20 protein-coding genes are annotated in these 26,764 nt (G+C 55.1%); 13 read left to right on the top strand and 7 right to left on the bottom strand.

Annotated features, from left to right (window positions below; all coding sequences use genetic code 11):
• The first annotated feature begins 270 nt into the window (after positions 1-270).
• From ACXHRN_RS13385 to ACXHRN_RS13375, 3 genes are all read left to right on the top strand, one after another.
• Positions 271-1,947 (top strand): sensor histidine kinase, encoded by a 1,677-nt coding sequence (locus tag ACXHRN_RS13385; protein ID WP_488636813.1) that lies wholly within the window; start codon positions 271-273, stop codon positions 1,945-1,947.
• The gene (locus ACXHRN_RS13380) at positions 1,944-2,579 is read left to right on the top strand and encodes a response regulator (RefSeq protein WP_488636812.1); all 636 of its coding nucleotides are present in this window, start codon (positions 1,944-1,946) and stop codon (positions 2,577-2,579) included. The genes ACXHRN_RS13385 and ACXHRN_RS13380 overlap by 4 nt, the downstream gene beginning before the upstream one ends.
• Positions 2,580-2,647: 68 nt before the next feature.
• Complete coding sequence (locus ACXHRN_RS13375) at positions 2,648-3,655, top strand: lysylphosphatidylglycerol synthase transmembrane domain-containing protein (protein WP_488636811.1); 1,008 nt, start codon at positions 2,648-2,650, stop codon at positions 3,653-3,655.
• A gap of 11 nt (positions 3,656-3,666) precedes the next feature.
• Here the strand turns inward: ACXHRN_RS13375 and ACXHRN_RS13370 are convergent, their stop codons facing one another.
• From ACXHRN_RS13370 to ACXHRN_RS13350, 5 genes are read right to left on the bottom strand one after another with little or no spacing between them, the layout of a single operon-like run.
• Positions 3,667-4,689 (bottom strand): NAD-dependent epimerase/dehydratase family protein, encoded by a 1,023-nt coding sequence (locus ACXHRN_RS13370; protein ID WP_488636810.1) that lies wholly within the window; start codon positions 4,687-4,689, stop codon positions 3,667-3,669.
• A 33-nt stretch (positions 4,690-4,722) separates the two neighbouring features.
• Positions 4,723-6,147: a GMC family oxidoreductase N-terminal domain-containing protein gene (locus tag ACXHRN_RS13365; RefSeq protein WP_488641899.1), complete on the bottom strand. Its 1,425-nt coding sequence runs from the start codon at positions 6,145-6,147 to the stop codon at positions 4,723-4,725.
• A gap of 16 nt (positions 6,148-6,163) precedes the next feature.
• Positions 6,164-6,667 (bottom strand): hypothetical protein, encoded by a 504-nt coding sequence (locus ACXHRN_RS13360; protein WP_488636809.1) that lies wholly within the window; start codon positions 6,665-6,667, stop codon positions 6,164-6,166.
• Positions 6,664-8,241: an ArnT family glycosyltransferase gene (locus ACXHRN_RS13355; protein ID WP_488636808.1), complete on the bottom strand. Its 1,578-nt coding sequence runs from the start codon at positions 8,239-8,241 to the stop codon at positions 6,664-6,666. Before ACXHRN_RS13355 ends, ACXHRN_RS13360 begins: the two co-directional genes overlap by 4 nt.
• 21 nt (positions 8,242-8,262) lie before the next feature.
• On the bottom strand, positions 8,263-9,747 hold the full coding sequence (locus ACXHRN_RS13350) for an aspartate aminotransferase family protein (RefSeq protein WP_488636807.1): 1,485 nt from the start codon (positions 9,745-9,747) through the stop codon (positions 8,263-8,265).
• A 524-nt stretch (positions 9,748-10,271) separates the two neighbouring features.
• On the opposite strand from ACXHRN_RS13350, the gene ACXHRN_RS13345 reads away from it, so the two are divergent.
• The 5 genes from ACXHRN_RS13345 to ACXHRN_RS13325 all read left to right on the top strand — a co-directional run bounded on the left by ACXHRN_RS13345 (position 10,272) and on the right by ACXHRN_RS13325 (position 17,711).
• Complete coding sequence (locus ACXHRN_RS13345) at positions 10,272-11,459, top strand: calcium-binding protein (RefSeq protein ID WP_488636806.1); 1,188 nt, start codon at positions 10,272-10,274, stop codon at positions 11,457-11,459.
• Positions 11,460-11,917: 458 nt separating this feature from the next.
• A complete protein-coding gene (locus ACXHRN_RS13340) occupies positions 11,918-12,235 on the top strand; it encodes a hypothetical protein (protein WP_488636805.1) in 318 nt (105 codons plus the stop codon).
• Between the two features lie 875 nt (positions 12,236-13,110).
• Positions 13,111-15,288: a polysaccharide biosynthesis protein gene (locus ACXHRN_RS13335; RefSeq protein WP_488636804.1), complete on the top strand. Its 2,178-nt coding sequence runs from the start codon at positions 13,111-13,113 to the stop codon at positions 15,286-15,288.
• Between the two features lie 54 nt (positions 15,289-15,342).
• Entirely contained in the window at positions 15,343-16,500 is a 1,158-nt protein-coding gene (locus ACXHRN_RS13330) for a glycosyltransferase (protein ID WP_488636803.1), read from the top strand.
• Positions 16,497-17,711, top strand: coding sequence for a glycosyltransferase family 4 protein (locus ACXHRN_RS13325; RefSeq protein WP_488636802.1), 1,215 nt, complete (start codon positions 16,497-16,499; stop codon positions 17,709-17,711). Before ACXHRN_RS13330 ends, ACXHRN_RS13325 begins: the two co-directional genes overlap by 4 nt.
• Here ACXHRN_RS13325 and ACXHRN_RS13320 read toward each other — a convergent pair.
• On the bottom strand, positions 17,703-19,016 hold the full coding sequence (locus ACXHRN_RS13320; protein WP_488636801.1) for an O-antigen ligase family protein: 1,314 nt from the start codon (positions 19,014-19,016) through the stop codon (positions 17,703-17,705). The genes ACXHRN_RS13325 and ACXHRN_RS13320 overlap by 9 nt on opposite strands.
• 239 nt (positions 19,017-19,255) lie before the next feature.
• On the opposite strand from ACXHRN_RS13320, the gene ACXHRN_RS13315 reads away from it, so the two are divergent.
• Positions 19,256-21,502, top strand: coding sequence for a GumC family protein (locus ACXHRN_RS13315; RefSeq protein WP_488636800.1), 2,247 nt, complete (start codon positions 19,256-19,258; stop codon positions 21,500-21,502).
• A gap of 2 nt (positions 21,503-21,504) precedes the next feature.
• On the opposite strand, the gene ACXHRN_RS13310 is transcribed toward ACXHRN_RS13315, so the two are convergent.
• Positions 21,505-22,884 (bottom strand): lipopolysaccharide biosynthesis protein, encoded by a 1,380-nt coding sequence (locus tag ACXHRN_RS13310; RefSeq protein WP_488636799.1) that lies wholly within the window; start codon positions 22,882-22,884, stop codon positions 21,505-21,507.
• 189 nt (positions 22,885-23,073) lie between these two features.
• Here ACXHRN_RS13310 and ACXHRN_RS13305 point away from each other — a divergent pair, with 189 nt between their 5' ends.
• From ACXHRN_RS13305 to ACXHRN_RS13290, 4 genes are all read left to right on the top strand, one after another.
• Positions 23,074-24,345, top strand: a complete 1,272-nt coding sequence (locus tag ACXHRN_RS13305) for a polysaccharide biosynthesis/export family protein (protein WP_488636798.1) — start codon at positions 23,074-23,076, stop codon at positions 24,343-24,345.
• A 115-nt stretch (positions 24,346-24,460) separates the two neighbouring features.
• Complete coding sequence (locus ACXHRN_RS13300; RefSeq protein WP_488641898.1) at positions 24,461-25,135, top strand: sugar transferase; 675 nt, start codon at positions 24,461-24,463, stop codon at positions 25,133-25,135.
• Positions 25,136-25,146: 11 nt separating this feature from the next.
• A complete protein-coding gene (locus ACXHRN_RS13295; RefSeq protein ID WP_488636797.1) occupies positions 25,147-26,055 on the top strand; it encodes a methionyl-tRNA formyltransferase in 909 nt (302 codons plus the stop codon).
• Positions 26,055-26,741, top strand: coding sequence for a PIG-L deacetylase family protein (locus ACXHRN_RS13290; protein WP_488636796.1), 687 nt, complete (start codon positions 26,055-26,057; stop codon positions 26,739-26,741). Before ACXHRN_RS13295 ends, ACXHRN_RS13290 begins: the two co-directional genes overlap by 1 nt.
• Positions 26,742-26,764: the final 23 nt, after the last annotated feature.

Raw genomic sequence — 26,764 nt, 5'->3', positions numbered from 1 at the left:
GTGCGAGGTAAATCGCGCGGAATTCGTTGACCGGTGCGACGAAACGCTCAGGGACGCTCTACCTATCTTGGCATTCGGTTGCGCGCGCGCCGCGGCTTATAAACGAACTCGGCCAATTGCTCGCGCCAGCCCCTTGTGTCGCTATTCCCTGGCAATCTCGAATTCAATCTACGTGTTGTTCACTATAAAGGGTCGCAACCACTTTGGCGAACGAAAGCTATCCTGGCTGCCAAACTGATGTATACTGTCGTATCTAATCGGACGCCATTTATGAATCTGATCGCACAACAAGAATGGCCTTGGTTCTCTAAGTGCAAAGATCTGCTGTTCGGATCTGTGCCCGAACGGCTGATAGCGTTTTCCAGGCTGATTTTTTGGTGCTTTGCTCTCTTCGCAGTCTACATTGACCCAACAAAACCAGCAGCCTATCTCGATGAAACATTTGACCTTCTGATCATATACCTGATTTATTCCGTGCTGATATTGTATGTTTCCTCAACACGGAAGCTCGGTTTTCCGATACAGTTCTTGATACATATCATCGATATAGCCGTGTTATCTCTCGCGGTAATTTTGACGGACGGCGTAGCAAGTCCCTTTTTCACATTCTACTCGTTCACCGTCTTTACCGCGACGATGCGCTGGGGCTGGAGAGGCGCTTTCTCGACTGCAGCTCTGCTCGCGGTTCTTTTCGTGGCACTGAGCTGGGACGACATAGAGTTCAGTTTTTCCCGGGATTCGCGGATGAACATCCTTATCATACGGGGGGCGTATCTTTTTGTCACCGCGGCGATGCTTGGATACTTCGGTGCCTACATGGAGCGAAGCCGACGGCGGCTTTCACGCCTTGCCGCATGGCCTGTCGAAGATGGTGCAGTAAGCACTCCTTCTCCCGTAGGCCCGCTTCGACATGCGGCAAACGTTCTTGGCGCACGTCTGGTGCTTGTCGTCTGGTGGGATAATCTCACAAGGGCGAAGCGGGCGGCCTACTGGTCTCGAGAGGCCAGCGGGGTCGCCGAAATTGAGAGGCCAACGGCGTGGATTGTTTTTGCCGAACGGCAGGTTCGTGCGAACTTCTTTTCTCTGGATGCGATGGATGGAGGAGATTGGACGGGCTCGCTCGCCGAACTTACCTCACGCATTGAACTTCATCACGAGAATTCGCCCCGCGAAAAGCCTCGGTCCTATGCCGTTGCACCATTTCGCGGGCTTCATTTTTCAGGCTGCGTTATAGTGGTCGATCCTCGGTATCATAGCGAGGATATCGTTTCGCTGACGGAAATCGTGGCAGCGCGCATCGGCTCCGATCTCGAGCGGGATGCGCTCACCCGGGAAGTTGCGGAAGCGGCCATTGCGCAAGAGCGCGCCCGCATGGCGCGCGACATGCACGACAGCGTCCTCCAGGATCTTACTGCAGCGAGCCTCATGCTCAAGTCGGCCACAGCGCATGCGGACGACGGTTTGAATGCGCCTCTTAAAGAGATTGGATGGCTTCTTGCGAACCAGCAGAAGCGAATCCGGAACTTTATCGAAGGAACGAACAGCGGCACAAACGCAGTTCCTCAGGTGCTGTCGGAGCAGCTCGGCGTGCTTCTCGCAACCCTGGAGCGCCAATGGCGTTGCAAGCTCAACACCACGATCGTGCCCCCGGAGCTTCGCCTGGATGGGGCGATGTCGACGGAGATATTCCAGCTCGTTTGTGAAGCAACCGCGAATGCGGTTCGCCACGGCAAGGCCCAAACGATAGACATTGAGATCAGCGACACCCTGGATGGATTGCAGATCCATATTGATGACGATGGCATAGGCCTGCTGAGAGATAATGACGGATCGATACTGGTCGAGCCGCGTTCGATTGGCCGGCGCGTTGCCGATCTCCACGGCACACTCAGTCTTGAGAGTACCCAGGTTGGTGCGCACCTTTCAATCTGGATCCCCGCCCAATGACGGGCGCCCCCACTTCAGTGGTTCTGGCTGATGATCATCCTCTCGTCCTGCGCGGGCTCGTGGATTTGCTGTCAACCGAAGAAGACTTCGCCGTCGTCGGAACTGCGGTGGACGGCAAGGCTGCGCTCGACGAGATCGTTGCCAAGAAACCTGACATCGCGTTGCTCGATATGGTCATGCCATCCCTTAGTGGCCTGGATATCCTTCGAGAGTTGACGCAAATAAACTCCGCGGTGAAAGTAATCTTCTTGAGCGCGCTGATCACCGAGGAACAAAGCCTTCAGGCGGTCGCCATCGGTGCATGGGGCATTCTGCTTAAAGAGAGTGCTCCGGAGGCTCTCATCGAATGCATGCTGTCGGTTCGTGCCGGCAGACGATGGCTTCCGAGCAACTTGTTCGACGCTCGAACGCGTCAAAGCTCCGATGGCAGCCCGTCCGGAGTTCTGACAAGCCGGGAATGGGAGATCGTAAACCTGGTTGCCGAAGGACTATCCAACAAGCACATCGCGCGCCTTTTGAACGTATCGGAAGGAACCGTGAAGATCCACTTGCACAACGTCTTTTCCAAACTCGAGATCACCAACAGGACGGCGCTCGCAACGAAAGTGATTTCGACAAGGAAGCCGTTATAGACCACCACGGGAGCATGTTCGGATGACATTTGCAGCGTACCTCGTCTTCAGGCGAGTGGCAAAATTAAATGCCTGATGAGATTCCAAAGAAATCCGGGGCGCTGGCAAACTGGCTGCAAGTCGGGCTTGGCTTGGTGCTGGGCATCACGTTTATCATGCTGGTCGTTCAGAATGTTAACTTCTCGGACGTGTATGCCTTGATCGCACGCGCCAGCGCCTTGCCACTTATTGTTGCCACGATCGCCTTTATCGTCGACTTTCTGTTGCGGGCCGTTCGGTTCTGGGCGATGCTCTTGCTGGCGACCGGCCGCCGCCTGCCATTGAAGCCGACGATAAGCCCCTTCATCGCCAGCTTCGGAATGAGCGATGTCCTTCCCCTTCGTGTTGGCGACGGTTTTCGGGTGATATGGTTCAGCCGGCATTTCCACATACCTGCAGGCACTGTCATCGGCACGATGGTCGTCGAACGTATCCTGGACCTCGCGACCATCGTGTTTCTGGGGGTTGTAGCCCTTGCGCTTGTTGATGAAGATGCACCTGCGGTGCTGGTTCGAAATTTTCAGTTGGTGTTGAGTTTGGCGGCTATCGCCAGCTTCGCATTGTTATTTGCGCCGTTACTCTTGTGTCGCCTGCTTGAGAAAGTCCTTGGCCGGTTCAATTTCAAATGGGTCGGTGTGTTGGCGGGCGCGCTTCGAGCGACATCCGCGGCAGTCGTTCAGATAGGCTCCTGGCAACGACTAGCCTGGCTGGCGGCTATGTCGCTGGCACTCTGGCTCTTGGAAAGTGTGGTTCTGATCGGCGCGTGGATCAGCCTCGGAGGCTCGACCTCTGCCCTGCTGAAGCCCTTTACGGCCTTTGTTTTCAGCACCCTGGGAACGTTGGTGCCGAGCCTTCCGGGACATTTCGGATCGTTCGAGTATTTCGGCGTTCAGGCATTCTCGCTCGCCAAGGTCGATGCCGCCACTGCTGTGGCCGTAGTGCTTCTGGCACATCTCATCCTTTGGGCGCCAACAGCAATATTCGGGGTTTGTTGGCTGTTGCTGGGGCTGCAGCGGAAGCGCCGCAACACGGTCTAGCAAACAACATGCTACAGATGCTTCATGAGCTTCAGCGCGCGCTGGCCCAGCGGGGAGCGGTGCGGCGAACCGTTGTGCGTGATCCGTGTTTCAGCTTGCGCGCAGTACCACTCATAGCTCTCGCGCAACATCTGCGTATTCGAGTAATGCGGTCTCCACCCCATGTCGAGGAGAGGTCCGATATCGAAATAGCAGTCTCTATGGTAGGTCAGATAATGCCAGGGAACGAGCGGTGAGAGCCGTGCGTGATAGAGCACGCGCAGTGCATTAATCGCCAAACTTTTCGGAAGGTGGCGTATTTTGGATGTGCTGCCAGCATGGACAATGAGGTCCTGAAGTTCTTCGCCGAGAGTTCCGAAACGGTCTGTTCCGACATTGTAAGTGCCCGCTCGCCCCGAGGCGAGCGCCAGCATGTAGAAATCCATCAAATCGGTTGCATGAACGAATTGCACGAGGTTCGCTCCGCTACCGATAACATAGACGTTTCGATGTTCCCGGATCCATTCGAAAAGTATCTGGAATATGCCGAGCCGGCCTGCGCCAAGCGTAACGCGAGGCCGAATTGTGAGCACCGGAATGCCGTGGCGCTCGCAAATATCCTGAAGGGCAATTTCACCCGCCAGTTTTGATCTGCCGTAAGGTTCTATCGGCTTTAGGGGAGTAGAGGCGGTAATGGCACCAGTCGGAGGCAATCCATAAACGGCCGTTGTGCTGAGGTGAATGATGGCCTTGACGCCCGCCTTGGCCGCCTCCTCAGCGACAATCCGCGTACCCTCGACATTGACGTCCCAATAGTGGCGCCCTGCGTCAGCCTGTGCGACGAGTGCGGCGTTGTGGTGGACGACATCGATACCGCGCATTGCAGCCGCAACATTGTCGCGGTTAAGCACGCTGCCGACTACCATTTCGATTTCGGATGACTGCTGCGGATCTGACCATAGATCGAGAAGGCGCACCGCTTCACCACGTTCTCGAAGGCGACCGCCGACAAGACTGCCGATGAACCCGGAACCGCCTGTAATCAGGTGTCTCATCTCCTCAAACCGCCTTCCACGGGCTGCCATCGGTCAATGCAAGCGATTTTCGATCGCGTGCATTGCGTTGCGGTGGCTTACCGCCATGACGGTGCCCTGAGGATTCACGCCGGTAGCGGTGCAGAGCATTGAAGCGTCGGCGATATAGAGCCCCTCGGTTCCATGCACGCGACCGTACGAATTGGTGGCGCAGATGGCTTCATTCTCTCCCATGGGACAGGATGAGAAGATGTGCACGGACGTGATGCTGCCGTCAGCGCCAATCAGAGAATCGGGTAGCCTGTTTGCATCGTCAACATTTCGTAAAACGGGATAGCCCGCGAGGCTGGGATAGACAGCAATGGCACCTGCTGCGAAAAGTGCCTTCGACAGAAGCTTCAATCCTTTCGCGAGTGTCGCCATTCCCGCGGCACCGGGCTTCATTCTCACCAATGGATCGCGGAAGAACGGCAAATTCCTTACAGATGACACTCCCTCCGTCGTCTGCACATAATAAATCCCCATGCGTCGCCAACTGTTCGCTACATCAGGCAAATATTCGGGGTGGGTGGCCATTGCCATTGATAGCATTGGGAGGCTGCTTATCGAGCACCCCATGCCGATCTCGGGCTCGAACTCCTTGATCTGGTGGACTGGGTCGAGGTCTCCAGGGCGGTTCACTTCGCCTTCGAATTCCGCAACGACTTTCACCATTGGATGGAAGCGCAGGGTATTGCCAATGTTTCTGGTAAACCCAGATCGACGCAAGAGCGCAGGCGTCTGCACAGCGCCGCAGGCCACGAAAACGTGGTCTACGGATATCTCTATCAGGCGCGATGGCTCTTCGCCTGGGCTGTGCCGAGCCGACACCCGCCATTTTCCACCAGAACGGGCCAATTTGTCGACACGGGTGTCGACGATCAAACGGCCGCCTGCAGCAAGAAACCTCGGAATAAAGGTCTCCGACATCGATTGCTTTCTTCCTCCGTCGCTCTTGCTCGAATAGCTGTAGAGGCGGGGCGCTTCAATTGCACGCCACCCGAGGTTATTGGCTCCCTCGAACAGTCGTGTAGACACGATTGGGGCTGGTCCTGCGAGATACTGCACGTGCGCCGTCGCCTCGCAGGCGGCGAAGTGGGGTGCCATACTGTCGTGCGAGAGATCGTCAACGCAGAAGTCCGCTCTCCATCGTTCCAGCAGGGAGGCCGGAGCCCGATGATATATTCCGCGATTGATCTCGCTGCCGCCGCCGACACAGCACCCTTCGACATAGGCAATCTTGGGATCGCCGAAGGCAAGCGTAATCCCACCATTCCGATATTTCTGAAGAATCTCCTCGTGCGAAAAGTGGGGCGCAGACTGGATCGGAAGATTTGGTCCTTCCTCGATCATCAACACCGATTTTCCCGCCTCTGCGAGCAACGCCGCGGTTACCGCTCCGCCAGGTCCCGATCCGAGGACCGCGACGTCGGCCGTCATCACAGCTGAAACCGGGTCAGACCTGTTTCTGGTAAGCAACAATGCTGCAGTCCTGCGTGTTGGGTTCGGAAAAGAGACGGAAGATCACTAGCGTGCGGTAAAACGCGATCAAAGAACGCTTGGTGCCGATGTGGGAATGCTCCCAGCCGCTCAGCAGGCCGGCTCGTTGCTGAAAATCGAGCCGATGAAATGGCTTTCCTCTGGTCAGACACGGCCAGCCGTCAAACGCGAGCACAAGAACATGAAAGGCCAACCGAATATAATCTGGCATCTTTAGGTGCGTTGCGATGAGGAACGTGGAAACAGTTTCCACATTCGCATCGGATGCCTCCGCAGATGTGCCCCGTCCAATCATCGTACTGGCTATCGATCGAACGCACTTCTCAAAACTCGGCAAGTTAATCGCTATGTCGACCAAGCGTGATGCTCCCCTGTCGACCGGTTCAGTGCTCCGAGCCATCCCGCTGGCGCCAAACGTCGTCGGTTGCGAGAGGTGCTGGATGTGGCGCGTTCCGGTCATTTTTTTTGGCTTTCCTGATGCATTGCGTAGATGCGTCCGTCTGGCTGATCGACGACCTTCTCGAGTGAAAGGCGTTGTTTCAATTCTTCTTCCGTCGCCAGGTAGGGGCGCCAAACCACATTGTTGAAGATGACGACATAGGATTGGCCTCGCGCCATCTTCGTGCGCAATTGCTCCATCTGCTGCTCGAACGGCCTGTTGGGATTATCGACACCGGTTCGCAGTTGGACACGTTCGGGAATGAAGGAGGCCGGCCGCTTGAGAATGTAGGCAATGGCGTCGGCGCCGTTGCTGTAGAGGGCCGCACCGGGCGGCAGCATGCGTATTGCGGCAATGGTGGGTGAGTTGGCCCAGGCCCGGCTGGCATAGCCGACACCCGAACGAAATACTTCCTCAGAACGTACAACGGTTCTGGTCGCGTGGCTGGCAAGCACGACAACCGCGAGGCCCATGAGCCCATAACGGACGGCTCTCGCAGGCCCTTTGGCCCGGGCGAGGTTCGCCAGCACAATCGTCACCAGCAGAACTGTCGTAACATATATCGGAAATGCGTAGCGGCTGTTGAGCGAAAGGTTCGCCTCGAGTGAGGTCGAGAGCACCATAAAGCCCAGGTAGAAAATAAAGAACAGTCCGAGTGTGACCGGAAGCAAGGCATCAACGACCTTGGAAGCATGCGCCAACCGCAGCGTTTCGCGCGCGTGTATCACGGTCAGTCCGGCCACCGAGACTAAGAAAACCATGAATATCAGGACGCGCGCTGCGAAAGGTACCTGATCCGGCAATAGCCATGCTGTCAAAGCTTCAAGGCTGGTGAGCCACTCCTTCACGCCCATATTGCCGTAGAACCAGAGTGCACGGCCTATGGATCGGCCAACCATCAGCTGGCTCAGCAGCGTCCATGAAAGGAAAATCGAAGCGCTGACGACCGTAAAAAGTGCAGCGTCCGCGATGCGGCGTGTCACGCGATGCCGAGGGTTGAGGAGAATGCAAATCGCGATCGCAGCGCCGAGCGGCGGTGCAGTGAACCGGGCAAGCGTGGCACAGCCGAGCGCAACGGCACAGGCGGCGAGCCAGGTTCGGCGCTCCGTTTCCAGATATCTAAGGAAGGCAAGAATGGTAAGAAGGATAAAGAAAAGAAACAGCGGCTCGGACATAGCTGCCGAGTGCAAAGCCACGAACTGCGGAGCCAGTATGATGAGCAGCGTGCCAACCAGCGCGTATGGATAACGATTGGTGGCGCGCACCAGCAGATGCCAGATCAAGGCAGTGTTTGCTACAACCAGGATAAGGCCGATGAGCTTGGCGCCGTCGTCGACCTCGAAGCCGATGGCGGTCGCGAACTGCAGCAGAATTGGATAAAGGGGCGCGTCGTAGGGGCGTTCACTGATCCCCATATAACGCGTGCTATCAACGAAGATGCCTATTCCCTGGTTCGTATTGATAAGAAAGATAGCGATGGAGAGCAGAACGCAAATGCCGCCTAGCAGGAAGTAAAGCCGATCCCTTTCGGCAACCCTTGCCTGTCGACCATTGTTTGTGAGGTCATCTGCACAATCGTAGTACATCTTGCTCATCTCGGCTCTATGGAGTGGGCTTCATGTGCGGTCCTGGAAAACGCGTTTGATGTTCTTGGTGATAAATCGAACCGTCGCGTCAGTGACGCCGCGGGTCAGAACGTCGTCGAGCGCAGCGATGAGTTTATCGATCTGGTGCTCCCGCACGACGAACGGCGGCATGAAATGCAGAATGTCTCGCGCGCCCGGCTGGAAATGTACCAATATATCGTGCCGCTCGAAGAGTTCGCGGGTGACTGCGCCGATCAGCACCGTCTGGTAGGTTTGAAACAGGCTGTTGTTGGCGACGTCAACCACTTTCGATGCCAGGTTCTGATGGAAATTCAGGCGGATCGCCTGGAACATGCCGCGCCCCCTGATGTCGAGAATCTGCGAAGGATGCTTCGCCTTCAGCCTATGCAACTCGCTGGAGAGATAATCTCCCATCTGTTCGGCATTTTCCATCAGGCCTTCGTCCTGGAGGATGTTGAGCGTCTCGATTGCCACTGCACAGCTTTCGCCCAGTCCGCTGAAACTCGAACTGTGCAGGTTGCAATCCTGCTTGTTGCCGTAAGCGTGGTCGAAAAGTGCCTGCGACGTCATCATGACAGCGACTTCTCGCTTGCCCCCACCCAACGTCTTGGCGAGGGTGACGATATCTGGAACGACATCCTCATGCTGGAAAGCACAGAACCGGCCGCTCCGCCCCATTCCAACCTTCACCTCGTCGAATATCGAGAGAATATCGTGCTTGCGGCAGAGCTCCGCAAATTCCGTGAGGTAACCGACCGGCGGAATTTCGCATGTGGTGCCGTGGATGGTTTCGACCATGGCGGCGATAATGCTGTTGCCGCCGCTCGAGTCCGTTTCTGTACGAATGGCCTGACGCATGGATTCGATATCGCCGTAGGTCACGTAAATCACGTTCTCTTTCGGCACGCCGAGCAGGAAGCCGGATTGGACGTCGGTTGCCGTCGTAAGTGAAAGCGGTCCATGCGTCTTGCCGTGGAACGCACCGCGCATGCACAGGAATTTCCGCTTGCCCTTCGGCGTCTGGACACGTTCGGCGAGTTTCATCGCGGCCTCATTCGCTTCGGCGCCGGAAACCGCGAAAAAGGAGATATTCAGTGGATCTGGCAAGAACAGCGAGAGATTGTATGCCAACGCGCCCTGCAGTTTGTGCGGCGCGAGCTTGATGCAGTCGATGATCTTTCGGTCATGACACTTGCGCTCCGCTTCGATAATGCGCGGGTGGTTGTGGCCGAGACCCAGAACGCCAAGCCCGCCGGAAAAGTCGAGCAGTGTTCTCCCGTTGGTCAACCAGATTTCCGCACCTTGGGCGCCTTTGATGTCCATATCCTTTAGGCCAAGGATGTCGAAGATCTGGAGCATGTATTTGTTGAGATGCCGCGCGTAGTACGCGTTCGCAGCTTCGATAGGAAGATCGAGAGATTGATCTAGCGACAGCAACGGAAACTGTCCGCCTTTCACCTGTCCTAAGACTTCCGCTATCGATACAACTGTCATTTCGCGTTCCTCACTGAATAGAAACCTGCGGAAACGTATAACAGAAACGCGGCTGGATATGTATTCATCATCAGATATACAAGATCAAAAATTTTCAGGCTCTGCGAAAACAAGCTGCACCGCACAAAATTCTTTGCGTTCTTGCATGTCGAGAGGCGGCATACTTAAAAAAAGGATATCGGTGGTTGCGCCATTGCGGACGATGGTTGCGGCGTGCACTCCGCGCATACGCTTCGCCGCGATGCGAGATGCGGGGCCGTATGTTCGAATGTATATCCAACGGCAATAGGCTGCGGGTGGATATATTGCGGCGCATCAAGCGAGACGTAGCAGTCTCCAAGGCGGACGTTGGATTTTACTTGCAGCCCTAAGTACCTCTAGTTGAATATTCAAAATTCAAGGTCATCTTCAATTGTGCCGTCCCAAATCTGACTTTGCCTTTTTAACTAAATCATGATTAATAAATGCAGCTACGAGAATTTCTGAGGGAAGTAACGAGTACTTCGAATCTTGGGAGAAGCGACATGGTTGTCCACATTTCAACGAATACGACCACCGGTATAGACGTCATCACGGACGGCGAGACCTACATTCTCGACCCCGGCATATCTGTCAGCGCCACCGGTATCGACAATGCCTTCTTTGGAGCGGCGTCGTTTACAGGCAATACGATCCGGATACAGGGGACTGCCGAGTCAACAGACGGTGCCGCCATACTTTTCAAAGGCAAGAATACAAAGATAGACATCGACAATGCGGGGGCTGTCACCGCAACCAACCAAACGGCTATACGGCTCGAAGGTAACAATTCCAGTGTCGTAAGCGATGGGGAGATCAATGCGGCGTTCTTTGGAATTCAAATGCTGGGCACTGGAGCCACCGTCACGAACAACGACACGATAACGTCCGCCGGGACCGGGATACGCTTTGACGGAGCCAATGGGCACATCGAAAACCAAAGCGGCGCGACTGTCAGCGGCGTGGTTGGTGTGAACGGAGAGTCTGCCACAGGAACGTTCTCGCTTGTGAACTTCGGCACGATCACCGGCTCGGTGTTCGCGTTCGATGGCTCAGCCGCAACTGATACCGTCACGAATCGCGGCACTATGAATGGAGACATTATTCTCCGTGGGGGCAACGATTCCATCGACACGATACAGGGTACTGTAAGCGGTTCCATTCTCGGCGGCGCCGGCAATGACACTTACAAGGTCGCGAATGCCGGCATTGCGCTCGTCGAGCTTGCAAGCGAGGGCACCGACAAGATCGTGTCCACAGTCTCCTATGTGCTCAAGGCGAACTTCGAGACACTGCAGCTTTCCGGTGCTGCCGACATAAACGGTAAAGGAACGAGCAAGGCGGATACGCTGATCGGCAATAGCGGCGACAACAAGCTTCTGGGTCTGGGTGGCAGTGATCACTTGGCCGGTGGCAAGGGAGACGACATCCTGACCGGGGGAACCGGTAGAGACACTTTCGTCTTCGCAAACAATATGGGTTTGGACAGGGTGACGGACTTTGTGGCTACGGGTACGCAGCATGACTTCATTGACCTGCGTGCCGTTAGCGCAATCGATAATTTCGCCGATCTCAAAGCCAACTTCATGTCGCGAGACGGGTCGGACGTGGTGATTGAAGTCAGCAGTGGAAATGTTATCAGAATTGAAGACGTTACGCTCAATAGCTTGAAAACAGGCGATTTTCTTTTCTAGCAGCGGGCCGGACTTGCAAAGCTGACCGTTCGCCGCATACGTAAGGGGAGGCACGCGCTGGTAAAATCCACCATCCAGCGCGGCCGATCTACAATCCTGTGATATCCATTGTGACCGGCGTTTCCTGTGGCGACTTGCAGGCGGCGACGTCAAGCTATGGATCGAGGATAGCCCCAGCCGGAGGGTCATTCCATATCATCGCTCCTGATTTGACGCGGGGAAGGCTGGCGCAGATGGCGCGCTTCGCAAACAAACGCTAAATTTCTGGCTCAACGGTACCCTTAAGACGCTTCGGCGATAGTGGCTCGCTCTCAAATTGCACGACCATTTTCCCTCGGTCTCTACGGGAAGATGCTGTCAGCGGGACAATAAATATGTTGTACTAATGTCGACCCCTCTTCGTATCCTCAATAGGGATGCCAAAGGAAGCTTGGGGCGTGCATCGGGAGGAGGGGGTAATGCAAGGAGTAAGCGATTTTCTCTTGGTTGACATTCGAATTATGAAGGACGCGCTGGCCGATCCGATTTTCTTCGCGCTTGTCGCCTTCACGTTGATCGTGGGTTTGCGGTCAAGCTGGTTTGCAGGGATTGCGAGCATATTGGTTTTCGCTTTTGCTGCCACAGCGCTTCGGGATTGGAGAGAGTTTGTTCCGGGACTGCCGCCATCTCCTGTCCTTCCGAACGTATTTACAGGCACGCTGTTCCTTTTGTTCGCTGTTCTTGCAATCACAAGAGTATTGCGTGCAGTTAGAAACGCCTGGGGACTAGCGAACTGATTTGACAGCGACGTTGTCCTGTTGCGGTTGGAGCGCGACCGGCTCTGGAGTCAATCTCGACGCCTGGCTTTGGAATCGGCGGCTCGCGTGAGCATCGACTTTCAAATGGCGATCGTTCTCTGCAGTGAGCTGTGTCCGGACCAGGGCTTCTTGCTGGAGCCGTACACGGACGCGCCGCCTTAGCAAGCTGCGCTCCCTGCGATCACGATGCCAGATGGGCAACATGTTCGGCAGGGTGAAGGACTTGAGGCGCACCGCAACACCATAGGGCCGACGCGCACTTCTTCTAAGTAATCTCCGTTCCCGCAACCTGTAGTTAATATTCCACTCAGTGTCGCGGCTTGGCGCAGGCCGCCTCTCAAAGCTGCTGTTGTGTTCTGATACGATAGAACCTCTCGCATTCGACCGTCCGGCAATTTCGTGACATCGCAAAAAACGTGGAAAAACAGCAGTGTTAGTTGGCATCTAAAATAGAATAAAAACTATAGAAATACTTCTACTATAAGAACGTGTGGTTGTAGGCGTTGGCGTGCACATGTGTCTCAAGCATGGACTGTTAATTTTGTGATAAGAGCGTATATTAACCAATGAGCTTTCTGCTTACGCTCTTGCGAAATAAGCATCTTTACCAAACTTGCACATTGCCCACTTCTAAATAATAAACTCGTTTACAAGTATTTAACTATGTGACAATCTTCTTAGGAATTTGCGGGAATTGCATCAGTGATGGGCGCGTCAACCTCGGATTGTTCTACGGTTGAACTTCGTTCCTGGTAAAATACATGACGCGTTGACGGCATAAGACAGCATATGGTTGCGTCCGTGGTGAAAGTCGCGTGAACTGATCATTGCGTTAGCCGTTCAAGGGGGTCTTTATGAGCCGCATTGAGGTTAATGACAGATCGGGCAAGCCCACAGAAGAGTTGTCCCGCGCTGAGACCGTTGAGACGTTAGAGTCTCAATCTCTTCGCGCGGCATTTGTGCTGAATGCACTTCAGTTCGCCAAAAGGCGAATTAGAACAGCGTACTATTGTGTACGGAACTCGTTCAAGTTGTTCGTCGCCGACATGGTTGCAGCCTTGCTCGCGCTGCTGTTCGCATTTGTGCTTCGTTACAGTTTCGACACGATTACGCTAAGGCCGGATCTCGTCAAGTCGCTCCTTATTGCCGGCCCACCGTATATCGTGTTGTGCGCGATTGTCTTTCCGTTGTCAGGTCTTTACAGCCGAAACTGGCGCTATGGCTCCGTCCCGGATCTGATGACAATTATCCGGGCTGTGGCAATCACTACCCTGATGCTGGTATGTGTCCTGTTCTTCGCGACGAGACTTCAGGATGTGCCGCGAATTGCTGTTGTCGTCGATGCCCTGCTTCTGACCATATTTCTTCTCGCGTCCCGCCTGAGTTTCAGGCTCGACGAGTTACATTTGCTGGGTGCCGAATTTGCGTCGACCGGCGGGATTCGCGACAAGAGAATCCCAGCTTTGCTGGTAGGAGCGGGTGGTGCCGCGGATCTGTATTTGCGAGCGATTAGCCGCGACAGAAACTGTCAACACCGCCCAATTGCTTGCCTGGACGTCAATTCGCAACACACTGGCATGACTTTGAGAGGTGTACCCATTGCGGGGTCTCTTGATGAATTCAGCGAAGTCATGGATGAGTTGAAGCGCGAAGGGCAGATGCCGCGGCATATTATTTTCACCGAGGCACCATCTGCTTTCGGCGAAGAGATGTCCGAGCGGCTCCTTCAGAAAGCGGAAGCTGCTGGAATTACCGTTTCTCGACTTTCACACATGACTGAGTTGAGGAATGCCAAGAAGGAAAGCCGGTTCGAACTCAAGTCGATCGAGTTGACCGATCTGCTTGAACGTTCGCAAGCCTCGCTCGACCACGATGCTATCGTCAGACTTATTCACGGCCGGCGCGTGTTGGTGACCGGCGCAGGAGGGTCTATCGGGAGTGAGCTCACTTTGCAGATTGCAGCATGTGAGCCGGCTGAGATCGTTCTCATCGAGAATAGTGAGTACAATCTTTACGCTATCGACATGGAACTGGCGGAGCGATTTCCGAATCTCCCGCGCGCTGCTCATATGTGCAATGTTCGTCGCGCCAAGCGCGTCGATGACGTATTCGATCTGCATCAGCCGGAACTGGTCTTCCACGCTGCAGCGCTCAAGCATGTACCGATGGTCGAACTGAATCCGTGCGAAGGGGCCCTTACCAATGTGATCGGTACGATGAACGTGGCAAACGCCGCGAAGCGCACCGGTGTCTTGGCAATGGTTCAGATCTCAACGGACAAGGTGGTCAATCCCACAAGTTTCATGGGCGCGACCAAGCGTCTGGCCGAACTCTATTGCCAGGCTCTGGATTTGAAAGGCTTTGACGAGCACGACGGCCCACGTTTCATGACTGTCCGCTTCGGAAATGTGTTGGGCTCCAGTGGCTCCTTGATACCGCTTTTCAAGCGCCAACTTGCAAACGGCGGTCCGCTTACCGTAACTGACGCTGAAATGACGCGGTTTTTCATGACGATACGAGAGGCAGTTGAACTGACACTGCAAGCGTCGTCCTACGGACTGGAAGGTGAAATCGGCCAAGGCGAGGTCTTCGTACTTGACATGGGAGAACCGATCAAAATCATCGATATCGCGCGACGGATGATTACCCTCGCCGGGCTTACACCGGACGAGGATATCGCGATCAAGATCATCGGGCTTCGCCCAGGAGAGAAACTCTACGAGGAGCTGTTCGATTCCGACGAGCGCAGGGTGGATTTGCCCGTGCCAAGCGTTCTGGGGGCGGTTCCCTCGCCAGTGCCTCTCGCAAAGCTGGAGGAGGGTTTTGCTCGACTTCAGCTTTATAGCGAATTGGGGGACGAGGCACGTGTCGTGCAGATCGTGAGCGATCTAATTCCCTGCTACGAGCGAAAGACGCCGTCGGCTATGCAGCGGTTCGCACATGTTCCTGCCAATGAACTTTCTAAAGCAGAGACCGGCTCGAAATCGCAACGCATCGGTCCGCCGGACCTTGCCGCAGCAGCGAGGAACTGAGGCACGACGCTGGTTTGCCACAGTTCGGAAACCCCTGAATGAGATTGTGCTGCGTTGCAAAAGTATCAGGTGCTCAACTGCATAACGGACCTAAACATAGGCGGCGCCGAACTCATGCTTGCCCGGTTCGCGCGAAGCCTGCTTTGCACCAATTTCACGCCCCGCGTATTGTCGCTGATGCCGCCGGGGTCTGCTGCGGCCTTATTCGCCGAGGACAAGGTGCCCATCGATACCCTTGATATGGAAAAGGCGCGACCCTCCGTCCGCGCAGCCCTGTGCTTGCGGCCCGCTGTGAGAAGGGGCAATGCCGATGTGCTTCATGGCTGGATGTATCACGGAAATGTTGTTGCCTCCCTCGGAGCCTTCCTGGATCGTCGGCAACCGGTTATTTGGAGCGTGCACCACTCGGTTGACGATGTAAGAGCGGAGAAGAGACTGACACGTCTTATGATCCAGCTGTCAGCGCGGCTGTCCGGCCGCACGTTCGCAATTTCCTATTGCTCCCGGGCCTCTGCCGACCAGCACGAGAAACTGGGTTTCGATCCGTCCAAGCGCGTTGTGATACCGAACGGAATTGATTGCGAGGAGTTTCGTCCCAGAGCCGATGCCCACGCTCGGCTGCGAGCCATGTTCGGCATACCCAATTCCCGCCTGATCATCGGCAATGTCGCGCGGGCGCACCCCATGAAAAACCATGAGGGATTTGTTCGTACTCTCGCCCTGTTGCGCAAGGACGGCTGCGATGTGCATGGCCTGATCATTGGGGACGGTCATGAGGAGGGGGTTGCACGCCAAACGGCCCGTGACCTTGGAGTCAGCGACTATTTGACGACACCTGGCCTGCGCTCTGATATCGCCGAGGTACTTCCGGGCATCGATGTTTTCTTTCTTTCCTCTGCCTGGGGGGAGGCATTTCCGCTCTCGGTCGGTGAAGCGATGGCGTGCGGCGTGCCGGCTGTCGTGACCGATGTAGGTGACTGCGATTGGCTGGTCGGTGACCCGAAGATGGTTGCGAAGCCAGATGATCTTGAAGAGCAGACGGCTCTCGTCCGCAACATCGTGAATATGACCGACACCGACCGTCGAGAACTTGGTGCTGCCGCGAGAGCCCGAGTTCTCCAGAATTTTTCGCTTCAAAAATATACGGAAAGCCATATCCGCCTTTATGAGGCGGCGATTGATGAGCGAACTCGGCCAGGAGGGGCGAGATGAGCAATGTCGATGGATCGGAACACTCCGCAGAAAAAGTCGAAACCGTCGTTGCCCGCGCGCAAACGGTAGCGCGGCATGAGCCGAGAAAAATAGTGGTGATTGCCAGCTACACACCGTCACTGACGAACTTTCGTTTGGAACTGCTAAAACGGCTCGTCGAGCATGGCCATGCGGTAACCGCATTTGGCCCTGAGGATGATCCCGTCGTGAAGGCGGATCTTGCACTTATCGGTGTCGATTTTGTGCCGATGCCAATGTCGCGGGCTGGTCTCAACCCTATGGAAGATTTGTCGACTTTGTGGTTTCTCATACGTCAACTCCGTCGACTTCGACCGGACGCGATCATTCCGTATACAATGAAGCCTATAATCTACGGTGGCATAGCTGCAAGAATAGCGGGAATTCGCCAGCGCAGCTTCCTCGTTACGGGATTGGGACATGTTTTCTCAGACGCTGGCGGTAGCACTCTCAAGGGCCGGATGGTTCGTGCGGTTAGCGTCGCGCTCTACAGGGTCGCCTTCTCGTCTGCGCAGATCGTCTTCGCCTATAATGACGCCGATGCGGAAGACATTCGACGTTATCGTATGCTGAAAGACAACTCTCGCCTGCAACTCGTTCCCGGATCCGGTGTTGATATTGAACGCTTTCCCTTCAAAAAGGTGACGAGCGAAAAGCCGGTTTTTCTGCTCATCGCCCGGTTGCTGAAAGACAAAGGCATCATGGACTACGTGGAAGCGGCGCGGATGGTGAAGCAGCGGTTTCCGGACGCTGAATTTCGACTTCTCGGCCCTTTCGATCCAAACCCTGCCGCTATCTCTGCCGAACAAATTCAAGCCTGGGTCGAGGAGGGGATTATCAACTATCTCGGCGAAACCCGCGACGTGCGCCCCTACTTGGCCGACTGCAGCGTCTTTGTCTTGCCCTCATACTACAGGGAAGGCATCCCGCGCAGCATCCTGGAGGCTTTGTCGACCGGCAGAGCTGTTATCACGACAAACCTCCCAGGATGCAGCGATACGGTGGAGAGCGGCGTGAACGGCTTTCTGGTGGCGCCGCAAAGTCCTCGAGATCTCGCCGAGGCCATGCTCCAATTCGCACAGAATTTCTCTTTGGCGCAGACGATGGGACAAAAGTCGCGGCGCATTGCCGAACTGAAATTCGATGTCCACCGCGTGAATCGATTGCTGCTGGCAAAGATGGGCTTAGCGTAAGGGGACGCGATCGTACTTCGCTCGCTCGACCTGAGAAACGTGGGCATAGCAGAGCGCTACCGCGAGGATTACCGGGACCGACCAGAAGCGACCGTACACGCTGGCAAACGCATTCACAGCCATAAGAAACAGAGCAACCGTACTTATGGCGCACGCAGCGTAAGGCCGCCCGCCGACTTGATTCCAGACGCTGATTGCCGGGCCTATCCCCGCCAGAATCATGATTATGAAGCCGATCATGCAAAAGATGCCGCCCTCGGTCCAGAGCAAGAGATAGAGATTATGGACAGGTTGCGACAAGAAGCTCAGCACCGCATACTGGTCCGCGCCCAGACCGAGCAGGATGGTCGAATTGGCGCGATGGATGGCTTCATAGATAAGGTCAAGCCTGTGATCAAAAGTTCCAGCTTGTCCGATGTCACCGGTTTCCAATGCGCCCAGCACTCTTTTTTGAAATATTGCCGGGAGGTAGTCACGCCCCCAGCGATCGATCGAAAGAAGCAGTGCGATGAGCGCCGTTCCTGAGGCCAGCATGAATTTCCAATTGAACGCCAACAGCGCAAACGCTCCAACAGCGAACCCAAGCGATGCCAACCCCGTATTCGACCCGGTCAACATGACCCCGTAACCCATGACCACAAGCCATAGCAGTGCCAGCTTCGAAGATTTGCCCGTGCTGCAAAGTAGAAGCAGCAAGGGTACCGAAAGCGCAATAACCGCTGCACATTCGTTCTCGCGTTCTACGAATCCTGTAAAGCGACCGTTGCCGGTCACGAAAGCCGTGTTGGTCCGCCCATCGAAGTGAATTAAGTAAACGCCGTGAAGGCACATGATAAACACAGCGAGAAGATAGAATTTAGCTAATATGACCAACTGCTTTTCTGTCTTTCCGGCTATGACAACAAGCATTACCAGATATGCGAAGAAGTATTGCAGGATATACACAAGGCCGCGGAAAGCGTCCCCATTGATCATGCTGCTGAGCAGCAGTGTCAAAAGCAACATCGTCAGGCCCACGACCCAAAAAAAGGTGCTGATCGGGCCTATCGGCTTTCTAGACACGCGGCCTTGTACGAGCAACATAAACAGCGATATGCAAGCCAACGCGTCGCTAAATGTAAAATAGAAGTATGGAAGCCTGAGTACATTCACCGGCGAAAAGAAGACCGCGCCGGCGGTGACCGCGAATTCGATCTTTTCGTAGAGATTGCTCTTTGATAGCGATTGATTTGCCGACGTATTGGTCATCCCGGGATAGGGCCAGGGCGTATCAAAATGTTTGCGGCTCTGGTTGTCTTGATACATTTTGCCCTCATTGACTTTGGATGTATCGTCCAAAGTCGTCGTTGATCGACGGACAACGTCTTGCGATCGTATATGAGCGTTTTGAATTAACGATACTAGACAATATCACGTCAAGTTTAGAAAATGCACACTTTATGCTTTGACTCTTGGGCTGTTTCGACGCCAAGGTAGTGGCTGGTTTCAGATCACGATCTGCTTGGCCTTCATCGGGAAGATGAGGAGAACGGCTGTTTGGAGGCATGATGCTTACGTCTGAGCGCCTGAATGATGCCCTTTTGATGCGCAATCAGTTCAATAGCGGAATTGCGCCACAGGCAACTCATGTTGCGCGCTCTTATGGCGTTTCCGATACGTGGCAGCTGATCGTTCGCTACCGGCATTTTATCGCAAGCTTCGTCATCCTCGGCACCCTGCTTTCACTAATCGTGTTGATGTCGCTTACCGAAATTTACTCGGCGACATCGGCTATCGTGTTCGATCGCAACGATACGCGCCCCTACGAGGCGGTTGTCGAAGCGCAGAAGCAGGAACGCGACAAATCTGCCATGGAAACCGAACTCGACATCATCCGCTCGCGCGTGTTTGTCGGGATCGTTGTGGACGCCCTTAAGCTCACTGAGGATCCGTTTTACAACACCTATTTGCCGCCGGTCGAGGTCCCAAGTGAAAGCTGGTTACGCTCCAGGTGGAAGAGCCTTACGGGTGCGATCTTTGGAAAGAGTGAAGCGTTCCGCGACAAACGTGTTGTCTCCCAGAACGCCCAGCGGGACCGCGCGATAAGCACTTTGCTCAACACTTTCACAGTGGATCGAAAGGGCGAGAGCCTCGCGATGTCGATCAAGGTCGATCAACCCGACCCTGTAAAAGCGGCCTTGATTGCGGACGCAATTGCTCAGCGATACGTTAATTGGACATCACATCTCAAAGAGATCGCAACCGACGACACCGTCAAATATCTGCAGCAGCAGGCGCGTCAGAGCGCTTTGACCATCGCAACCAAGGAGCGGGAGATTGCGGCATTTACCGCGGTGAGCGATCTTACATTCGAGCCCAAGGACGATCTCCTGCGCGCACGCATGGAGCAACTCAACGAGCAATTTACTCTCGCCCGTGTGGATGAGGCTGGCGCCCAGGCAAAAGTGGCAGAGGTAAAGCAGCGGCTGCAATTGACCGGAGAGGATGGTGTGGGAAAGGTCGTCACATCGGAACTGCTCACGAGCCTGCGGACCGAAGAGGCGCGATTGGAACGTTTGCGTGCGCAGCTTGTTTCCAAATTTGGAAGAAATCATCCCCTTGTCATGGATGCGGATGCAGAACTGACTTCAAATCGGAGCATGATTGACGACGAAGCAAGACGAATCCTCCTTGAGCTCGAGAACACGGCGAAGGTTGCTTCTGTTCGCGTGAACAAGTTCGAAAACGAAGTCAATATATTGCAAGAACGGATGAAGGGCCGCAACCTCGCAGAGATCCGCAGACGCGAACTCGAGCGCGATCTGTTGAGCGAGCAGAAGCGATATGACGCCGTGGTCCTGCGTCTGAATACGCTCAACCCCGAGCAACAAGAGGTCAAGGCTACAGCCACAGTGGCCTCATTCGCAGAAGTGCCGGTGCGACCTTCCTTTCCTGAACCGGTCTTCGTCATCGCTTCGGGGATTGTCGGATCAGCAATTCTGGCCTTTCTGTTGATGATAATTGTCGATGCCCTGGACGATCGCATTCACAGGCCCGCTGCGATCGAAGAATTGTTGAGCAGGCCTAATCTCTTGACCCTTCCGAATTACAGGAAAGGTCGCTACCCGTCATCCGATCCCTATGCAGTCATGCTGCGTTTCCCGGATTCTCCGTTTGCCAAGGCCATACGCAGTCTGTGTCTTGCCTGGCGGACGATCGACAATTCCCCGGGTGGTAAAATCCTCATGTTTGCCTCGACATCGGCAGGCGACGGCAAGACGACGCTCTGTCTCTCAATGGCGGCGGTCGCCAAGTCGAACGGCTTGCGCACGCTTGTCGTCGACATGGATCCTTCGGCACGCGGAGCAGCGAGCGTTGCCGGCGTCAAGATCAAGGAGGGTGTGCTCGACAAGTTCTTGAATGGCATTGGAGAATTCAAGGACGTCGTAAGCGTTTCACCCAACTACCCGTTCCTGGAAACCATCGTCGCTCGCCTGGCCTTGCAGGACTACGAGCGGTTCTTCCGTTCTCTAAAGGACAACTACGATCTGGTAATCGTGGACACACCGTCGATCGAACAAACCGACGATGCCATTTGGCTTTCATCCTACGTCGATTCCATCTTGGTTGTCGCTTCGGCAGGTCGGACGAAGCAAAGGCGTTTGGCTGATGCAGTAGGGCGCTTCAATCTCAACAACGCGCTGCTGATAGGCAGCGTCATGAACTGCTATGGAAAGCCCAAGGCAGGGCGGATCGCTTTCAGGAAAAGCAAGCCAAAGACGCCGCAACAGGCAAGCGCTCCAGCTGCATAGACTCAGGCCAATTCATCTTGGTCGGCGAGTTGCCGGCTTTGCCAGCTTTGTCGAATGGCTTTGCGATAGTTGAACATCATCATTGTCATCCAGATGAACGCCATGACGATATGGGCGATGTTTGCACCCATCGCCCCGATCCATGGGATAAGGCTGATTGCAGTTATGTGAAAGCCGGCAGTCGATATCAAAACGCCCCTCAAGACTGCGCTTTCCAGTCCCATCGACAATAGCGCCGAGCGCATCACGGTTCCGCAGAGCGTCATCGACACGGCGAAGGCCTGCACGGTGACGAGAGGTGCCGCCGCCATGAAATCCGCGCCGGCCGTCCACAGCAACAGGGGCTTGATGGTCGCGTAAACGAATACTACGAGAACGAGCCCGCAGGCGAGCAACATAAATTCAGTGTCGCGAACGACTTTCCGGAACTTCTCGATGGCACGCGCGGCCCACAGTTTCGCCAGTTCGGGGTAGACGACCGCTTGAACCTGGACGCCGGCTTGCTGCGCTATGCGACCGATCCTTTTGGCAATGTGGTAAAGCCCTGCAGATGCAGGATCAGCGAGGTAGCCGACGAGTAGGGTGTCGAGTTCACTTGCACTTGAACGGATAGTCAGCGAAACGTTGGCCGACAACGCAAACCGCCATAGGCCGGGAAAACGCCGGGTAATTCCCTCCAGAGGGGCCGCGAGAATATTGCTGACGCGCTGCCTGCGCAATTCAGCAAAAGCGAGCAGCGTCATGCTCATCGAACTGAGAATTTGCATGCCCATCCAGATCAATGTGAACTCGAAAAGTCCCCAGGAGAGGGCGATGCCGATTGCTGAAAGGATGACGCGGATAATGCTTCCGATAACCTGGCTATAGGCGAGTGCCGAGTAGCGGCCGTAGAGCCTCAGGGTCGCCGTCGACATCCCCGAGATCTGAAAAAGCAGGACCGTGCAGTAAATCAACGCGTAGTTACTTGTCGCTGCGCCAACGCCTATCAAAGGTGCGGCAAAGAGGATCAAGACCACCGCCACTGCCCAGGCGAGCGCGGCCGCTCCGATATCAAGAAGCAGTCCGAACTTCAGCAACTGGCGTAGATCATCGATCCTCTCGTCATCCAGGGCCGCGGCACCGAACTTGATCAATGGTTGCCATGACTGAAAACTGACAAGTCGTTCGACCGCCCGGGCGAACGCGAAGCACAGGGCCAGAATCCCGTAGTCGGTTGGCCCGAGCGCCCGCGCCGTAAGAGCAAAGGCCGCCAGACCAATAAACGAACTCGTGAAATTGCCGGTCAGAAGATGCGCGATACTCTTCAGTCGGACGGACAACTCCTTCTGGGCACGCCACTTCTGAAGGTATTTCTCCAGTTTTGTTTTGATGCGTGTGAACAATATCAGACGCGTCCTTTCGGCGGTGCCGCACTCGTAAGTATTCGAGTATTGAGTTCCCACTAGTTATGCGGCCAATATAGCAGCAAAATAACGCGTGGTAACCGCGTGTAAGATTTATTATTTTTCGGCTATTGTCAAAATTCCCCGTCCAACTGATAATGAAGCCGGGACCGAGAATATAGAGTTAAAATGCTTACTCAAGGTCGAGGATTTGATGTGGGAAATCCAGCTGTAGCCGAGCGCAGGATTCTTTCGGTTGTCCCTGCTTGCATGTTCCTGTTGGCATTGTTTTTCGCTGTGTGGTGCACGCCGATGAGTGCGTTCGCGGGCGCGGATGACTACCGAATATCTCCCGGCGATGTCCTGACATTCGATTTTCTCGACGATGCCGAACTCCCGGTCACGCTAACGGTTACGTCCGATGGTGACGTGCAATTCCCCTTGGTAGGTGCAGTTCGGATTGCCGATCTCACCATTTCTGAAGCGCTGTCCAAGCTGAGAGCAGCTTACAAGGACGGTGAAATAATCAATAATCCCAGAATTGCACTCAATGTGACGACCTTTCGTCCGATATTCGTTCTTGGTGAGGTCAAAACTCCCGGCTCGTTCGCATACTTTCCCGGCTTGACTGTCGAACAGGCAGTCGGCCTCGCTGGGGGATTTCAAACGGCTGTCAATAATGCGTCAGACCGGGTTCTCACCCGTGCACGTCTGCGTGGCGATATGGATGGAGCAGATGTGGAGATCGCACACGAGGCTGTCTATGCCGCTCGACTTCTTGCGCAGTTGAGCGGGAAGGAGAAGGTCGATCTCAACGACGTGCCCGAAGACGCCAAGAAGTATGTGCAGAATGCCTCTCTCCGTTCTGTTATTGAAATAGAGCAGAAAATACTTGATACAGATCGCCAAACCAATAAATCTCAGGCAGAAATACTTACTCAAGGTATTGTTGAGGGTGAAAATCAGAGCAAAATTCTAGACCAGTTGGCACAGCAGCAAAAGACAGTCGTGGACTTGAATGATCAGGACCTTACCCGAGTTCAAGATTTGCGCGACCGCAAGCTGAACACAGTTACCGAGTTGCTGCGCGCCAAGGGAGCTGCGGCGAATGAAAAGGCTCGTCTTCTGGAGATCTATGCAGAGATGTCACGATCGAGGCGAGACCTTGGCGCTCTTCGGCTCCAACTTGCAAAACTTACGGCCGATCGGGAGAACAACATCCTGCAACTCCTTCAGGAACGCGAGATCGCAATCAAAAAGCTTATTACGACGCGGCATGCCGCAGAAGAGCAGTTTTTCCTGTTGGCAACGGTTGCAGCAGAGGAGTCAAAGAAGAATACGATCTCCTACAACTATCTTATCCGCCGGGAGGCCGAAGGCAAGCGGCAAGCAATCAAGGCTGATGTGCTTTCCGAAGTCAGACCGGGAGATGTACTGATGGTTTCGATTGCCGGACTGTAGATTTAAAAGGCGGAAGCGGGCCCCGCATTTATCGTCTCCGGTATCCGAGCATGCTCCTAGCATTAACCTGTCACTGAGATCGCGGTCTACTGACGAGGGCTTGAAGTTGAGTTCTATGGACATGGAGTGTGGCGCAAAGAGGGTTGAGCGGGCAGACATTGCCCCATCGACTTTGCTGAAGAGGCTACTCGATATCGTACTGGCTGTGTGCGTATTGGTGGTTTGCCTCCCGTTAATCTTGTTTACGGCGTTGGTAGTGGGACTTGCCCTTGGTCCTCCGCTTCTGTTCCGACAGGAGCGGGCGGGAAGGGCGATGACGGCTTTTCAGACCGCGAAGTTTCGGACAATGACCGATGCGCGCGATCAAAGTGGGAATCTGCTGCCTGACAACCAGCGTCAAACGCCGCTGACTAAATTTTTGCGAAGGTACCGGCTCGATGAACTGCCGCAACTTTTTGCAGTACTGCGTGGAGATATGTCCTTCATTGGGCCGCGGCCGCTGCCGTTAGCCACTTTGCTTGGCTCTGGTGAGCCTGGTGAGATCAGGTGTTCGGTCAGGCCGGGGATGACGGGTTGGGCGCAGGTAAATGGAAATACCCTCCTCTCGAACGAACAGAAGCTGGCCCTGGATGTGTGGTATGTCGACCATCACAGCGTCATGTTGGACGTTCAGATCGTCGCCCTCACTTTAAGGACGTTGGTGAAGGGCGAGAAGCTCAATGTGGCGAATATAGAGGATGCTCTCGCCCATCTCCACAGACGTACCGCTTCAGTCAACAGTCAAAGCTGAGAGCGCTCCGGATGCGGATTGTTTTGGTCGGAGCCGTAGAGTCGACAGAGGTGGCGTTCAAGACGCTGGTCCAGATCGGTGCACCGCCATGTGCGATCGTTACGTTGCCGCCCGAAGTGCTCACTCGTCATTCGGATGCAGTGGATTTTTCGGGACCTGCACGGAAGGCGGGAGTTTCCATCATTCATTCAGCGGATATCAACCGCGCGGAAACCCTGGCATTGCTGACGGAACAGATGCCTGATCTGATCCTGGTCGTTGGTTGGTCGCAAGTTTGCAGGCGGGCATTTCGCGACGTCGCCAGGCTTGGCTGCGTAGGCTTTCATCCGTCCGCGTTGCCGCGGTTACGGGGACGCGCGGTCATTCCCTGGACGATACTCACGCGCCAGGCAACGAGCGGCTCGACCTTCTTTTGGCTCGATGATGGCATCGATACCGGCGACATCCTAGCCCAAAGGGTTTTCACCGTTGATGAGGATGAAACCGCGCGGTCGCTTTACGACAAGCAAATGGAGTCCATTCGGATCCTGCTGCCGAGCGTGATTTCGCAGTTTTCCTCCGGAAATCCCAACCGGCAACGGCAGGAGGATCACGATGCGAGCTATTGCGCCCGCCGGGGGCCCGAAGATGGGATCATCGATTGGCGCGAGACGGCCCGTGACGTACTGGCTCTGATAAGAGCAGCCGGCGACCCTTATCCCGGCGCCTTCACACTCGACCGGGGCGGGCGTCTGGTCATTGGTGCCGCGCGCTATTTTCCCGATGGTGGCCGCTATATCGGAATGGTGGGCCAAATCCAGACTTTTACTGAAGAGGGATTTGTGGTGCGATGCGGTGATGGCGCCTGTATCGAAGTTCTGGCCTGGAAGTCGTGGGACGGCAAAAAGCCCGCGCGCCATGCTGTTCTAGGGAGAAGTTGATGGCCTTTTCGCCGGAAATGTTTGGCCGAACCTTGGTGATTGCGCCTCACCCGGACGATGAGGTGCTGGGTGTTGGCGGGACGATTGCCCGGCTGGCATCTGCGGGCAACGAAGTCTACGTGGCTGTCGTGACCGAGGGTAAGGCCCCCGCGTTTTCGCACGAACTGGTCGAGAGCGTGCAGGCAGAGGCTCGTCAGGCGCACGCGCTGCTGGGAGTGACGGAGACCTTCTGGCTGGGATTGCCGGCGGCGGCTCTGTCGGAGACTGCCGTTTCGACTGTGAACGCTGCCCTTCTCGATATTATCTCGCGGCTCAGGCCCAAAACCGTGATTATGCCCTTCATCGGCGATATGCACGTGGATCATCAGTTGATCTTCACCTCCGTGCTGGTGGCCTCGAGGCCGCATCATGAAGGCTATCCAGAACTGATCCTCGCTTATGAAACGCTTTCCGAGACCAACTGGAACGCGCCATATCTTACCCCGGCGTTCACCCCGAACGTCTTCGTCGATATTTCAGCGTACATTGAGTCCAAGTTGGCTGCGATGCAGTGTTTCGCGTCGCAGCTTCGCGATCCACCCCATGAGAGGTCGCTTGCGACCTTGCGCGCCTTGTCGGTTCTCCGCGGGGCGACGGTTCTGAAAGAGGCGGCAGAGGCGTTTGTGCTGATCCGCCATGTGTGTTGACGGATCAAGATCAAGTAACACAA

The organism is Shinella sp. OV683 (assembly GCF_057787725.1).
This window is presented reverse-complemented; position numbering and strand designations above follow the sequence as displayed.

Bases quoted from the DNA above. Each gene is read 5' to 3' on its own strand.
- ACXHRN_RS13385 (WP_488636813.1), top strand. From the start codon at position 271: ATGAATCTGATCGCACAACAAGAATGGCCTTGGTTCTCTAAGTGCAAA.
- ACXHRN_RS13380 (WP_488636812.1), top strand. From the start codon at position 1,944: ATGACGGGCGCCCCCACTTCAGTGGTTCTGGCTGATGATCATCCTCTC.
- ACXHRN_RS13375 (WP_488636811.1), top strand. From the start codon at position 2,648: ATGCCTGATGAGATTCCAAAGAAATCCGGGGCGCTGGCAAACTGGCTG.
- ACXHRN_RS13370 (WP_488636810.1), bottom strand. From the start codon at position 4,689: ATGAGACACCTGATTACAGGCGGTTCCGGGTTCATCGGCAGTCTTGTC.
- ACXHRN_RS13365 (WP_488641899.1), bottom strand. From the start codon at position 6,147: ATGACGGCCGACGTCGCGGTCCTCGGATCGGGACCTGGCGGAGCGGTA.
- ACXHRN_RS13360 (WP_488636809.1), bottom strand. From the start codon at position 6,667: ATGACCGGAACGCGCCACATCCAGCACCTCTCGCAACCGACGACGTTT.
- ACXHRN_RS13355 (WP_488636808.1), bottom strand. From the start codon at position 8,241: ATGAGCAAGATGTACTACGATTGTGCAGATGACCTCACAAACAATGGT.
- ACXHRN_RS13350 (WP_488636807.1), bottom strand. From the start codon at position 9,747: ATGACAGTTGTATCGATAGCGGAAGTCTTAGGACAGGTGAAAGGCGGA.
- ACXHRN_RS13345 (WP_488636806.1), top strand. From the start codon at position 10,272: ATGGTTGTCCACATTTCAACGAATACGACCACCGGTATAGACGTCATC.
- ACXHRN_RS13340 (WP_488636805.1), top strand. From the start codon at position 11,918: ATGCAAGGAGTAAGCGATTTTCTCTTGGTTGACATTCGAATTATGAAG.
- ACXHRN_RS13335 (WP_488636804.1), top strand. From the start codon at position 13,111: ATGAGCCGCATTGAGGTTAATGACAGATCGGGCAAGCCCACAGAAGAG.
- ACXHRN_RS13325 (WP_488636802.1), top strand. From the start codon at position 16,497: ATGAGCAATGTCGATGGATCGGAACACTCCGCAGAAAAAGTCGAAACC.
- ACXHRN_RS13320 (WP_488636801.1), bottom strand. From the start codon at position 19,016: ATGTATCAAGACAACCAGAGCCGCAAACATTTTGATACGCCCTGGCCC.
- ACXHRN_RS13315 (WP_488636800.1), top strand. From the start codon at position 19,256: ATGATGCTTACGTCTGAGCGCCTGAATGATGCCCTTTTGATGCGCAAT.
- ACXHRN_RS13305 (WP_488636798.1), top strand. From the start codon at position 23,074: ATGCTTACTCAAGGTCGAGGATTTGATGTGGGAAATCCAGCTGTAGCC.
- ACXHRN_RS13300 (WP_488641898.1), top strand. From the start codon at position 24,461: ATGGACATGGAGTGTGGCGCAAAGAGGGTTGAGCGGGCAGACATTGCC.
- ACXHRN_RS13295 (WP_488636797.1), top strand. From the start codon at position 25,147: ATGCGGATTGTTTTGGTCGGAGCCGTAGAGTCGACAGAGGTGGCGTTC.
- ACXHRN_RS13290 (WP_488636796.1), top strand. From the start codon at position 26,055: ATGGCCTTTTCGCCGGAAATGTTTGGCCGAACCTTGGTGATTGCGCCT.